At 61.7% G+C, this 13,214-nt stretch carries 12 protein-coding genes; 6 read left to right on the forward strand and 6 right to left on the reverse strand.

The genetic code is table 11. The features are described 5' to 3' along the window. Positions 1 to 46: 46 nt before the first annotated feature. Complete coding sequence (gene queD, locus KVO92_RS00005) at positions 47 to 403, reverse strand: 6-carboxytetrahydropterin synthase QueD (RefSeq protein WP_217473614.1); 357 nt, start codon at positions 401 to 403, stop codon at positions 47 to 49. 189 nt (positions 404 to 592) lie between these two features. Between queD and KVO92_RS00010 the strand changes: the two genes are divergently transcribed. Then, positions 593 to 1,909, forward strand: coding sequence for a Na+/H+ antiporter family protein (locus tag KVO92_RS00010; protein ID WP_217473615.1), 1,317 nt, complete (start codon positions 593 to 595; stop codon positions 1,907 to 1,909). Between the two features lie 136 nt (positions 1,910 to 2,045). Further along, the gene (locus KVO92_RS00015; protein WP_217475372.1) at positions 2,046 to 3,104 is read left to right on the forward strand and encodes an AI-2E family transporter; all 1,059 of its coding nucleotides are present in this window, start codon (positions 2,046 to 2,048) and stop codon (positions 3,102 to 3,104) included. A gap of 32 nt (positions 3,105 to 3,136) precedes the next feature. Here KVO92_RS00015 and KVO92_RS00020 read toward each other — a convergent pair whose 3' ends face one another. From KVO92_RS00020 to KVO92_RS00035, 4 genes are all read right to left on the reverse strand, one after another. Continuing rightward, complete coding sequence (locus KVO92_RS00020) at positions 3,137 to 5,107, reverse strand: PhoX family protein (protein WP_217473616.1); 1,971 nt, start codon at positions 5,105 to 5,107, stop codon at positions 3,137 to 3,139. Positions 5,108 to 5,304: 197 nt separating this feature from the next. Then, positions 5,305 to 6,276, reverse strand: a complete 972-nt coding sequence (locus tag KVO92_RS00025; protein WP_217475373.1) for a TAXI family TRAP transporter solute-binding subunit — start codon at positions 6,274 to 6,276, stop codon at positions 5,305 to 5,307. Between the two features lie 92 nt (positions 6,277 to 6,368). Next, positions 6,369 to 6,722 carry a RidA family protein gene (locus KVO92_RS00030; RefSeq protein WP_217473618.1) on the reverse strand — a complete coding sequence of 118 codons (354 nt, stop codon included), beginning with the start codon at positions 6,720 to 6,722 and terminating at the stop codon, positions 6,369 to 6,371. A 27-nt stretch (positions 6,723 to 6,749) separates the two neighbouring features. Continuing rightward, entirely contained in the window at positions 6,750 to 8,054 is a 1,305-nt protein-coding gene (locus KVO92_RS00035; RefSeq protein ID WP_336512617.1) for a D-amino acid dehydrogenase, read from the reverse strand. A 65-nt stretch (positions 8,055 to 8,119) separates the two neighbouring features. Between KVO92_RS00035 and KVO92_RS00040 the strand changes: the two genes are divergently transcribed. Together KVO92_RS00040 and zapE are read left to right on the forward strand one after the other, a co-directional pair. Next, the gene (locus KVO92_RS00040; protein WP_217473622.1) at positions 8,120 to 9,031 is read left to right on the forward strand and encodes a LysR family transcriptional regulator; all 912 of its coding nucleotides are present in this window, start codon (positions 8,120 to 8,122) and stop codon (positions 9,029 to 9,031) included. A gap of 70 nt (positions 9,032 to 9,101) precedes the next feature. Beyond that, positions 9,102 to 10,238: a cell division protein ZapE gene (zapE, locus tag KVO92_RS00045; RefSeq protein ID WP_217473623.1), complete on the forward strand. Its 1,137-nt coding sequence runs from the start codon at positions 9,102 to 9,104 to the stop codon at positions 10,236 to 10,238. Here zapE and KVO92_RS00050 read toward each other — a convergent pair. Beyond that, positions 10,226 to 10,504, reverse strand: a complete 279-nt coding sequence (locus KVO92_RS00050) for a peptidylprolyl isomerase (RefSeq protein ID WP_217473624.1) — start codon at positions 10,502 to 10,504, stop codon at positions 10,226 to 10,228. The genes zapE and KVO92_RS00050 overlap by 13 nt on opposite strands. A gap of 253 nt (positions 10,505 to 10,757) precedes the next feature. Between KVO92_RS00050 and KVO92_RS00055 the strand changes: the two genes are divergently transcribed. Further along, a complete protein-coding gene (locus KVO92_RS00055) occupies positions 10,758 to 11,843 on the forward strand; it encodes a gluconokinase, GntK/IdnK-type (RefSeq protein ID WP_217475374.1) in 1,086 nt (361 codons plus the stop codon). Between the two features lie 44 nt (positions 11,844 to 11,887). After that, positions 11,888 to 13,165: a TRAP transporter large permease gene (locus tag KVO92_RS00060; RefSeq protein WP_217473625.1), complete on the forward strand. Its 1,278-nt coding sequence runs from the start codon at positions 11,888 to 11,890 to the stop codon at positions 13,163 to 13,165. The last annotated feature ends 49 nt before the right edge of the window (positions 13,166 to 13,214 follow it).

Here is a 13,214-nt window from a genome sequence, read left to right on the forward strand (position 1 = left end):
TTGCTAGCTGTAACGCACGGCGCAAAGCTCGTTGCACAGGCGAGCGTCAATCGCCGCGGTACTCGCAACCACTCGTGCAGGTTTCGTGAAGTCGAATTCTCGATAGCTCCGGTAGTAGCGGCTTGAGTTCATGCCAGATCCATTTGGCCAAGTTCTCGCTGGTGGGGTTTTCCAAACCGGGCAGATCATTTAGATAGTTATGATCGAGCCTCTCATAGATCGGCGTGAAGACTTGCTTTATGTCACCGAAATCCCGAATCCACCCTGTATGAGGATCCACTTCTCCTTGTAGATAAATGGCTATTCGAAACGAATGACCATGAAGGCGCCCACACTTGTGCCCTTCGGGTACGTGCGGCAAGCGGTGCGCTGACTCGAACGTAAACTCCTTGAATATTTCCATTTGACCGATCCCGATAATTCTAAAGCTCCGCCGAGTTTACTGGTTTGCGCGCAACCTGTGGCGCTTGAGCGACTTTTCGTAACGCAAGCCGCGCGAAGCGTTTTATGGCGTTCCGTCTTTTGACAGCCTTTCGGGCATGGGGCAAAGTACCCGGCTTTTGATTGGCATATGCCACTTTGGGGAGTTGAAATGAATGCAGTAGTGGCAGCCGTCAGCATCATGCTGATTCTAAGTCTGTGCAGAGTTCATGTTGTCGTCGCGTTGATTGCCGGAGCCTTGGCTGGTGGAGTCCTGGGTGGGTTAGGACTAGAAGGTAGCTTGGCTGCATTCAACAAGGGGTTAGGTGGAGGCGCGACGGTAGCGCTCTCATATGCGTTGCTGGGGGCGTTTGCCGTTGCTATTGGGAAAAGTGGCCTGGCCCATGCCTTGGCCGACCGGGCGCTGGCGATGGTGGGTAAGCGTGAATCGCACCAGGCCGGTGTGGTGAAGTGGTTAATGATTGGTCTGCTGCTGGCCGTCGCAGTGTCGTCACAGAACATCCTGCCAATCCATATCGCATTTATTCCACTACTGGTTCCACCGTTGCTCTATGTATTGAGCAAGCTGCAGATAGACCGGCGTTTGATTGCCTGCGTGTTGGCATTTGGATTGGTTACGCCCTACATGTTTCTGCCTGTGGGCTTCGGTGGCATCTTCCTGAAAGAAATCCTGCTCGCAAACGTTGCCAAAAGTGGCGTCGATGTCTCGGGCATCAACGTGAGCCAAGCGATGTTGATTCCGGCGCTTGGCATGGTCGTCGGTCTCGTGATCGCGCTGTTCAGCTACCGCAAGCCGCGCACTTACGACCTGACCAAGGTTGACCAATCGCAAGCGGTGAGTGTTCGCTACAGCCCGCTTACTCTGCTGGTTGCCGCGTTGGCCGTTGCAGCTGCGTTTGTCGTGCAGCTCTGGCTGGACTCGATGATCATCGGCGCTCTGGTGGGATTCGTGATTTTCTCGATCTCGGGGGTGGTGCGTTGGAAAGAGGCCGACGACCTGTTTACTGAAGGCATGAAAATGATGGCCATGATCGGTTTCATCATGATCGCCGCTGCCGGCTTCGCAGAGGTCATGCGTGAAACCGGCGATGTGAAAACGCTGGTCGATGCGTCTGCCGAGTGGGTCGGTAACAGCAAAGCCATCGGCGCCCTGATGATGCTGCTGGTGGGGCTGCTGGTCACCATTGGTATCGGATCATCCTTTTCCACTGTCCCTATCATTGCCGCGATCTTCGTGCCGCTCGGGCTGCAGCTAGGGTTCAGCCCGTTGGCCATCGTCAGCTTGGTCGGGACGGCAGGCGCACTGGGAGACGCCGGCTCACCGGCCTCGGATTCCACGCTCGGTCCAACTGCCGGATTGAATGCGGACGGCCAGCATAATCACATTTGGGACACCGTTGTGCCGACCTTCGTGCACTACAACCTCCCGTTGCTGGCGTTCGGCTGGTTCGCTGCGATGACCCTGTGACAGGCTAGCAATTACTGCTCGAACCTCGGTGGCGTCGCCGCAACGGCGGCGCCTTCATCGTTCCGATACCCAATCGATTTAGCACTCCTCACTACGATCGCTGACTAATAGATACAACCGCAGCGATAGGATGATGATTGTGAAATCGACTCTAGAGCAGAAAGTGTTTCTCAGTCTGCTGCTCGTCGTGACGATCGCTTTCGGCTGGATACTGTTTCCTTTCTACGGGGCGGTATTCTGGGCTGTCATTCTTGCGATCATCTTCGCGCCGCTACAGCGCCGTCTCTACCAGTCGCTTGGCAATCGCCGAAACCTCACCGCGTTGATCACTCTACTGGTCTGTTTGATCGTTGCGGTGTTGCCGGTCATCTTGATCACCGGGCTGCTGGTTCAGGAGGGAACGGCGCTTTATAAACAGATCGAAAGCGGTGAGCTCGACGTCGGCAGCCTTGTCGGAAGTGCGAAAGACTTGCTGCCCGCATCGTTGCAGTCGCAACTGCAGCGGTTTGGGTTCGGCGATGTCGATCAGATGCGCGAGCGGTTGGCCAGTGGCGCCCTGGAGGGAAGTCAGTTCCTGGCTACCAAGGCCTTCAGTTTCGGACAGGGGACCTTCCAGTTCCTGGTCAGCTTTTTCGTGATGCTGTATCTGCTGTTCTTTCTGATTCGGGATGGACGCGAACTGGTTGCGCGAATCCGACGAGCTCTGCCGTTGAACGACAATCAGAAACGCCGGCTGTTCAGCAAGTTCACCCGGGTGGTCCGAGCTACCGTCAAGGGCAACATCGTGGTGGCCGCCACTCAAGGGTTCCTCGGTGGCGTCATCTTCGCCATCCTGGCAATTCCGGGTGCATTGTTGTGGGGCGTGCTCATGGCGTTTTTGTCCTTGCTTCCCGCTGTCGGTGCGGGGCTGATCTGGACGCCAGTGGCCATCTACTTCCTGATGAAGGGGATGATCGTTCAGGGCGTGGTGCTCACGCTGTATGGGGTTTTGGTGATCGGCCTTGTCGATAACATCCTGCGTCCGATTCTCGTTGGAAAGGACACCAAGATGCCGGATTACCTGGTACTGATTTCGACGCTGGGTGGGCTTGCCCTGTTCGGCCTGAATGGCTTCGTGATCGGACCGCTGATTGCGGCACTGTTTATGTCTGCGTGGGGGCTGTTTACGTCTGCAGAAGGTCGGGCACCCAACTAGGTGCGTCCGGCTTGGACGCACCTGCTTGCTGGTTAGAGGACGCGTCCGCCATCATCCCGGCTGATGATCACCGTGGCCGAGCGAGGCCTGCGGTTTGCTCCGTCCGGCCATGTGCTGGTGTATTCGGTCGAGCTGGAGCCTTCTCCCGGATGCTGGATGTTGACGAACAGGGTCCGAAAATCCGGTGTTGCGGTAATGCCTGTCACTTCGGCGCCTACCGGGCCTACCAGGAAACGCTTGGTTTCACCTGTCCGCGGATCCGAGACCAGCATTTGATTGTTGCCGAACGGACCTCGTTCCAGCTGGCTGCCGCTCATGTCGGTCTGTATCCAGAGCCGCCCGTCGCTGTCGAACCAGAGTCCGTCTGGACTGGCCAGAATGTTCTCTTCACTCAACGGCTTGCCCGCTGGGTCGCGGCTATCGGTCTGAGGGCCGGCGAGAAGATAGAGATCCCAGTGAAACTGTGTGCCGCTGTGGTTCGATGACGCCTCTCGCCACCGGATGATGTGGCCATAGGGGTTAGGGGCTCGAGGATTGGCAGCGTCGGCATCTTGCCGCGCAGTGTTGTTTGTCAGCGTGAAATACACATCACCGGTGCCGGGATGCACCGCGCCCCATTCGGGCCGGTCCATGCGGGTCGCACCGACAATGTCCGCAGCGAGGCGGGTATTGATCAGGACGTCGCCCTGATCGCTGAAGGCGACACCTGCCGCAGCGCACGCCTGCTGGAAGCCTGCATCGTCGATATCCAGCGGTAACCAGTCGCCACTGCCGTCCGGGTTGAAGCGCGCTACATACAAAGTGCCGTCGTCAAGGAGACGGCTATCGCTGTGCTGGGGGCGGTACTTGTCACGGCTGACGTATTTGTAGATGTACTCGTTCTGCGAATCGTCGCCGGAATAGCAGACGACTGGCGCCCCCGGACGGGTAGGGGCAAACACCAGTCCTTCATGGGCAAAGCGTCCGAGGGCGGTGTGTTTGATCGGAGTGGAGTCGGGATCGAACGGATCGATCTCAACGATCCAGCCAAAGGTATTGGGCTCGTTGCGGTAGTCGGCACGAGCATCTTCGGACGACACCGTGGCATCGAAACGCTGGAACTCGTCGCCCGGAATCGTTTCCCAGCCGTAACGGCTGGTGGCGCGTATACCGTAGCGCTTCAGCTGTCGAGGCAGCTCCGCATCGCGGCTCGCGAAATAGCCCGCCCAGTTTTCCTCGCATGTCAGATAAGTACCCCAAGGCGTATAGCCGTTCGAGCAATTGTTCAGCGTTCCCCGGGTCGAGGTACCGCTCGGGCTATACCGCGTTTTCATCAGATCATGACCCCGGGCCGGCCCCTCGATTCGCATAGGCGTGGCGCCAGTGATGCGCCGATTCCGGGCCGAAGGCAGCATGGCCCATTCGCCCCGGACGCTGCGGCGAATTTCCACGATCGATACGCCATGAGCGTTGATTTCCTTGCGGACTTCATCGGCGTTGACACGCTTGCCGTTGACCTCGGTTGGGCCGTTGCGGTGAAGCAGCGGCGGATCGATGTATTCGTGATTCACCGCGAGCAGCCCGTGGTCGCTCTTGCGTCCTCTGAACTTCGCATCCATCGGGAAGAAATGCATGCCATCGTGGTGCATGCCGGTCTGCTGCGCCTGGTCTTGCGCGCTGTTGCCGCCATCTTCCAGATAGCCTGGGTAGCTGCCGCAGATCGGCGTGCCCCATGGGATGAATGCCTTTGCCGTATAGCCGGATGGAACCGTAACCCTGTCCGCTCTGGTTATGCGCACGGCGTCGAATGGCAAATTGCTGCGGCGTTTGAATAGCGCTGACGGCTTGGCCGCGTCCGCCAGAGCAGGCAAGCTGCCGAGGAAGGCGAGCGCACCCAGCGCCGCACCGCCGGCCAGAACCTTGCGCCGCCCGAGATTGATGACGTCTTGAATATGAGGATTGCCTGAACGGTTGCTCGGCAGTTCATCGCCATTGCCGAACAGGATGTTGTTATCGTCAGTCACGACGCAGCTCCATAGGATAATCGACGGAACTGAGACGCTAGGCCGCGCTTGCGACAGCTTGGTGACAGGACGATGGCGACCGACAGGCGGTCGGCGAGTGCGCGTTAGATGCGCCGGCCCGTTTGGCGCTGCGGGCCGGCACGCGACGCCGGCATGCCTGCCACCTTCGGCGCAGCCGGCCCCGTGAAGCGACTCCCTTAGAGCCAGCCTTTCTCCCGGTAAAAGCGCTCGGCGCCTTCATGCAACGGCGCGGTCAGGCCGACGCGAATCATGTCCTTGGCTTCCAGATCGGCAAATGCCGGATGCAGGCGCTTGAAGCGGTCGAGGTTGTCAAACACGGCCTTGACCAACTGATAGACGATCTCGGGATCGGTCTTGGACGTCGTGGCCAGCACCGCCTTGCCGCCAATCGAGGGCACCGCGTTATCGACGCCGGGGTACAGCCCCGCCGGGATTTGCGCCGCGGTGTAGTAGTCGGCTTGTTGCAAGAACGCGTCGATTTCCGGCCCGGTCACCGGGATGAGCTTCGCATCGACATTGGTGAGGGCTTCCTGAATCGCCCCGCTGGGATGACCGACCACATAGGTGATGACGTCGAGGTTGTTATCGCCCAACGCGGAAGCCATCTCGGCGGGCTTGAGCTCCCCGGCCAGCGCGAAGTCGGCGTTGCTCCAACCCTTGGCCTTCATGACCTCGTCGAAGGTGTCGCGGCTACCCGAACCGGGCACACCGATATTGACCCGCTTGCCCTTGAGGTCATCGAACGACTCGATGCCGCTGTCGCTTCGCGCGACGACCGTGAGAATTTCGGTCTGCAAAGAAAACACCGCACGGAGTTCCTCGATCGGGCCCTTCTTGTCGAACGGAGCGAGGCCGTTCAGGGCCTTGTGCTGGTGATCGGACTGAATGAAGCCGAACTCGTATTCACCACTTTCCAGCGACACGATGTTGGTCACGCTACCGGCTGTGGACGGTGCATTGCATTTGATCGCCGGCTGCACCTCGGCGCGATTGAGAAAACGGCATACCGACTGGCCGGCCGTGTAGTAGACGCCGGTCTGACCGCCAGTGCCAATAGTGACGAAACGCTCCTGGGCGACCGCGGTGGCGGCGCTCAAAGAGCCCACCAGGGCGCACTGCAGGAAGGCCATACGGATTTTCTGCTTCATCATGATTCCCTCTTTTGTTGTTGTTCGTACGGGGTTTGCGATTCCACACAGGGTAACCGTTCCATGTCGGTTGCCCGGTTCGGCGTGGCTGATCAGGCAGTGGCGGCGATTACCATGACCTCCACGAGCACGTTTGGCGAGGCGAGGCGCGCTTCGACCGTTGCCCGGGCGGGTGCGCATCCTGCTGGTAACCATTCGCACCAGACGGCGTTCATCGCCGCGAAGTCGGCCTCTATGTCTTTCAGCCAGATTTGCGCGCTGAGTATTCGCGAGCGATCGGAACCGGTCGAGGCCAGCAAACGGTCAATCTTGGCTAGGACCTGGCGGGTCTGGCCGGAAACATCTTCACCTCGGTCATCCGGTACTTGCCCGGCAAGAAAAGTCAGACCGGCAAAGGTAACGGCGGCCGACATGCGCTCCGTGGTGTCGAGGCGTTGAATTGTCATGTGAGGTTCCTCTCTCGGTGGTGGTGATCACGCCGCAAGGGTGAGGCCGTCGAGCGTAACGGCGGGGCGCTGATGGTCGATGAGGTCGCAGAGCACGTCGGCGCTGCCGCAGGCCAGGGTGAAGCCGAGACTGCCATGGCCGACGTTGAGCCAGAGGTTGTCGAACGGCGATGCACCGAGCAGCGGTGTACCCTCCGGCGTTGCTGGCCGCAGGCCTGCCCATTGCGTCGCGTTGCGATAGTCGCCAGCGCCGGGGAATGTCATGCCGGCGAGACGTTGCAGCATGGCGATCCTGCCTCGGTCGAGCGTGGCGTCCCAGCCGCCAATGTCCACCATCGCCGCTACGCGCAATTGATCGCCAAGCCGCGCGTAGACCACCTTGTTGTCGTAGTCGGTCACGTTGGTCTCCGGCGCGTCGAGCGGGCGGCGCAGCGGTAGCGTCAGGCTATAACCCTTGAGAGGGTAGATCGGCAGCTCGATGCCCAGCGGCTTGAGCAATGCCACACTGGCGGCGCCGGCCGCCACGACCACGTGATCCACTGCCAGCGACTCGTTATCGAGGCTCAGCGAGCGGATGCGCGCACCCTGGGTGTGCAGCGCACTGACCGCACGGCCACAGTGCAACCGGAAGCCGGGCGACTCTTCCAGCCGCTCGAGCAGCCGCTGACAAAACAACTGGCAATCGGCGGCCTCGTCGCCTGGTGAATAGAGCCCACCCTGCAGTTCATCCGCGAGCGGGCGCAAGGCGGGTTCGATTTCGCCGCATCGCTGGGCGTCGAGTACGAGCTGTCCGGTACTCGCGTCGAAGCCGCTGATGGCCTTCTCGAAACTGGACCGATCGCGATAGATCACCAGCTTGCCATTGGCACGCCAGGCAAAATCGCTCAGCCCGTCCTCCTCGCGCCACGTGCGTAGGACTTGCTGACTGTGCAGAGAGAGGCGCAACAGACGCTCGGCGTTGCGTCGATTGGTGGAGCGTCGGCAGGCGAGCAGAAAACGCAGGCACCAGCGCCACTGCTGCTTGCTCAGCCTCGGACGGAAACGCAGAGGAGCATCATCTCCGCGCAGCAGCCAGCCAAGCGCTTGCAGCGGAACACCTGCATCGGCAAGCGGCGAGACGTAGCGGTAGCTGAGCTGGCCCCCATTGGCGAAGCTGGTCTCCAGGGCAACCTGGTCCCGCTTCTCGATCAGGTCCACCTGATGGCCTCGCCGTAGCAAGGCATAGGCTGTGCTCAACCCGATGACGCCGCCACCGATCACCGCAATTCGCATCGTGTCGCTCCAGGATTTCGATGACCGAAGCCTAAGGGCGCGATGGACGACGCTGCTAATGAAAGGATGGTGGCCACCTATAACCCGAGGTTATGCTCCGGCCAGGTCAGCTCTGGAGCGAATCCATGCGTCTCCGTCACATCGAATTGTTTCAGGCCATCTTGCAGACCGGCAGCCTGACGGCGGCGGCGCAGCTGCTGCACATCTCGCAGCCGGCCGCCAGCAAGATTCTCAAGCACGCGGAACTACAGCTAGGTTTCGCGCTGTTCAGCCGCGTACGCGGCAAGCTGCAACCGACTGCCGAAGCGCGGATCCTGCAGCAGGAAACCGAGCGGATCGCCGCGGACCTGCAGAGCCTGCGACGGCTAGCCGACAACCTGGGGCGTGGTGAAGAGCGTGCGCTGCGTTTGATCTGCACGCCGGCACTGGCCCAAGCCTTGGTGCCCGAAGCACTGCGCGGCTGGCGAAAGCGCTTCGCCCGGACGCGCTGTCACCTGGCGACTCAGCACACCGCTGAAATCATCGAGGCGTTGCTGCTGCGCGAGGCGGATGTCGGCCTGACGCTGCAGGCGGTGGAGCATCCGGGGCTCAGCAGCCAGACCCTCGCACACGGACGAATGATGGTGATCGCGCCGGCTGGCTGGTGGCCGGAGGAGGCGCTTGCGCAACCCTTTCGACTGGAAGAGCTGGCCGATGCGCCACTGATTGGTCTGGACACCCGCGATGCGCTCGGAGGTTTGTTACGCGGGCACCTCGAGGCCCTCGCTTCGCCACCGCGCATAGACACCTGGGTGCAGACCTATCAATTGGCGCTCAGTCTGGTGGAGGCCGGGCAGGGCCTGGCCTTGGTCGATCCGCTTACGGCACAGCTGGGTAACGGGCAATTGGTACAAGCGCGGCCCCTGGAACCGCACATCCCCGTACCGCTGTATGCCTTGGTCCGGGCACAGGAGGCGTCACCTGCGGCGCAACTGGAGCTGCTCGAACAGGTGCGCCAGCAGGCCGAACGATTGATGCGCGAACCACCCCGCGCCTGACGACGCGCCGGCACTGGTTGCGGGCTGGCTGCGCTACCATCGCCGGATATCACTACGGGTCGGGCTTTTCATGGAACACGCCACACCGCTTTCCTTGTATCGGCAAGCCGTCGAGCGTCATGGCTTCGTCAGCGACGCAGCCCAGCGGCACGCCGTCGAACAGCTGCAAGGCTGTTATGAGGCGCTGCACGGCGAGGCGGCCATCGCGCCGCGTGGCATCTACCTGTGGGGGCCGGTTGGGCGTGGCAAGACCTGGTTGATGGACATCTTCCACCGCAGCTTGCGGATCCCCTCGCGGCGGCAGCATTTTCATCACTTCATGCGCTGGGTACACATGCGCCTGTTTCAGCTCAATGGAACGGCCGACCCGCTGCAAGCGCTAGCCCGCGAACTCAGCGAGCACGTCCGAGTGCTCTGCTTCGATGAACTGTTCGTCGGCGATATCGGCGACGCCATCATCCTCGGGCGCCTGTTCCGGGTGATGTTCGAGCATGGCGTGATCGTTGTCGCCACCTCCAATCAACCGCCGCAACAGCTATACGCCGACGGCTTCAACCGTGAGCGATTTGTGCCGGCCATCGCCGCGATCGAACAGCACATGGACGTGCTCGACGTGGACGGCGGCGAGGACCATCGGTTGCGCCCGGGGGCGGCGCTGCAGCGCTACTGGGTAGCGGCGCCAGGCCGCGGCGGTGCGCTGCAGGCGGTCTTCGAGGCACTGACCGATGGCCAGCGCGTCAGCACCGCTCCGGTGGGTGTCGGCCGGCGCGCCCTGGAGACGGTGCGCTGCAGCGATTCGGTCCTGTGGTGTCGCTTCGCCGATCTTTGCGAGCAACCCTTTGCGGCGCTGGACTTCATCGAGCTGTGCGACCGCTTCTCAGCGATTCTCATCAGTGAAGTACCGAGGCTGGGGGGCGAGCAGCGCGAAGGGCGCATTGCGCGCGGCACCGAGGATGGGGCGGCGCGGGTAGAGGCGGGGGATCGTGATCTGCCGAAGCTGGCGCCGCGCGACGATGCGGTCAGGCGCTTCATCGCGCTCGTCGATGAGTGCTACGACCGTGGCGTGCCCCTGTACCTCGAAGCCGAGGTGGCGCTGGACGCGCTGTACACGCACGGTTACCTGGCGTTCCCGTTTCGCCGAACACTGAGCCGATTGCAGGAGATGCAGCTGCAGCGATTCGGCGCGGTGATCGGTCAGTCGCGGTAGAACACCTGCACCAGGTGATAGCCGAATGCGCTCTTGATCGGGCCGTGGATGTCACGCAACGGCTTCTTGAAAATCACCTGATCGATGCTGCGGACCATCTGCCCGGGGCGGACCTCGCCGAGGTCGCCACCTTTCTTGCCAGACGGGCAGGTCGAATATTTGCGCGCAAGCACGTCGAAGGCCTCGCCGTTGGCAATGCGCTTTTTCAGCTGGGCCGCTTCGGCTTCGGTCTTCACCAGGATATGGCGGGCCATGGCTTTTGCCATTGTGAAAGCTCCTCGTCAGGGGCGGCGATTGTAGCCAGCGTGCCGGTCAAACCGAAGCGGCATCACCGAAAACCGGACCGTTCATCGTGGATTGTTTCCGACGAACGGTCTTTCGATTGGTTTTATGGGTAGAGATGTTAGCGCTACCATTCGGCCCAACAATCATAACGCAGCACGTCGAAGCTGCTGGAGAGCCATAGTGGATCGCCACTCCAATAGCCCTTTCCCCACTGCCCACCGAGCTCTAGTGGTGATGGGGGTCAGTGGTTCGGGTAAGACCGATACCAGTCACGCCGTTGCCGATGCGCTGGGTTTCCGGCATATCGAAGCCGATCATTTTCACCCCGAAGAAAACGTCGCGCGCATGCGTGCCGGCACGCCGCTGTCGGATGCCGATCGCGTCGAGTGGTTGCAGAAGCTGATCGTCGAGATGCAGCGCGCCATCGATGACGACGTTGGTTTCGTGCTCGCCTGTTCGGCCCTCAAGTGCCGCTACCGCGACCTGCTGCGTCATGCCGTTCCCGGCCTACGTTTCGCCCATCTGGCCATCGATTACGACACCGCCGTGCAGCGTGTCGGCGGTCGGGCCGGGCATTTCATGCCGATCTCGCTGGTCGACAGCCAGTTCGCCACGCTCGAATCACCCGAAGGCGAACCGGGCGTGCTGGTCGTCGACGCCAGCCAGTCGCGCGAGCAGGTGCTCGAGGAAGTCGTCGATTGGATGCAGCGCGAGCCGGGGTTGGAGATCGGCGAGCGTGAAGGTTTTTCTGCCGCTCCGCCTGATAGCGCTAACACGCCGCCGCACGGTGCTGAGCTGACTGGTTCGCCGATCTACAACGGACGCGTCGCGCAAGGTTTCGATCGCATCACCGACTGGCTGATGGCGGCATTGCTGGCGTTCATGGTCGTCGTGGTGTTCAGCAGCGTGGTCCTGCGCTACGCCTTCGGCACCGGCTGGACCGGCGCCGAAGAGCTGTCGCGGCTGGCCTTCGTCTGGCTGGTGTTCGTCGGGGTCGCCTCCAGCATGCGCCGTGGCGAGCTGATGGCCTTCAGCATGATTCGCGACCGTTTCCCCCTGTTGTTCCGCCGCGTGGTGGATTCCATCAGCTGGATCATGGTCGCCGTCGCCAGCGGCCTCGCAGCAGTGGGCGGCTGGCATCAGATGCAGTTCGGCTGGAGCATCACCAGTCCAGTAGTGGGTTACCCATTGGCGGTGGCCATGCTTCCGGTGGCTGCCAGCATGGTCGCGTTGACGGTGCTGGCCTTGATCCAGCTCGTTAACGTCTGGCGTCGACAGCCGCCCGAACATATCGCCGAAGCCAACGTAACGGCCGATTGATCTTCCGATAACAACAAGGGCAGACGCCCACCCGAGGTCCGTACATGACTGTCGTCGTCTTTCTCTCGTCATTGTTTGGCTTCATGGCCTTCGGCATGCCGATCGCCTTCGCGCTGATCCTCACCGGCGCGGTGCTGATGTGGTATCTGGATTTCTGGGACGTGCAGCTGCTCGCCCAGAACCTGCAGGCCGGGGCCGATAGCTTCCCGCTGCTGGCCGTGCCGTTCTTCATTCTCGCTGGCGAACTGATGAATGCCGGTGGCATTTCCCGGCGCATCATCAACATGGCGCAGGCCTACTTCGGCCACAAGCGCGGTGGTCTCGGCTACGTGGCGATCGCCGCATCCGTGCTGCTGGCAAGCATGTCCGGCTCGGCGCTGGCCGACACCGCCGCACTGGCGACCCTGCTGCTGCCGATGATGCGCGAACGCGGCTATCCGCTGAGCCCGTCCTCGGGGCTGGTGGCGGCCGGTGGCATCATCGCACCGATCATTCCGCCGTCGATGCCGTTCGTGATCTACGGCGTGGTCACCAACACCTCGATCAGCCAGCTGTTCCTCGCCGGGATGGTGCCGGGCCTGATCATGGGCGCCGGGCTTGTCGTGGCCTGGACGCTGATCGCCCGCAGGATCGAAGAACCGCCTCAGGCGAAGGCCAGCGGAGCCGAACGCCGCAAGGCCCTGGTCGATGGCGCCGCGGCGCTGATGCTGCCGGTGATCATCGTCGGCGGTTTGCGCTTCGGCCTGTTCACGCCCACCGAAGCGGCCGTGGTAGCAGCGGTCTATGCGCTGCTGGTGTCGACGCTGCTGTACCGTGAGCTGAGCTGGAGCGGTGTTCTCGAGGTGCTGACCCGCGCTAGCCGCACCACGGCTTCGGTGATGTTCCTCTGTGCCGCCGCCATCGTATCGGCCTACATGATCACACTGGCCCAGCTACCGGACGAGATCGCTGCCATGCTCGGGCCGCTGGCTGAAGACCCGAAGTTGCTGATGTTCGCCATCATGGTGCTGATGATCGCCATCGGCATGGTCCTCGACCTGACCCCGACCATCCTGATCCTGGGGCCGGTACTGGCGCCCATCGCGGTCAAGGCGGGCATCAACCCGGTGTACTTCGGCGTGATGTTCGTGCTGATCGGCTCGATCGGCCTGATCACCCCGCCGGTCGGCACGGTGCTCAACGTCGTCGGTGGGATAGGGCGGTTGCGCATGGAAACACTGGTGCGTGGTGTCACGCCGTTCTTCGCCATCTATCTGGTCATCGTACTGCTGCTGATCGCAGTGCCGTCGATCATCACCGTGCCGCTGCAGTGGCTGCGGTGATCGGCCGGAACAACAATCGCTTCACCCAACCCTCCACAACAACAAAAGG

The sequence above is a fragment of the Stutzerimonas stutzeri genome (assembly GCF_019090095.1).
GTDB lineage: Bacteria > Pseudomonadota > Gammaproteobacteria > Pseudomonadales > Pseudomonadaceae > Stutzerimonas > Stutzerimonas stutzeri_AN.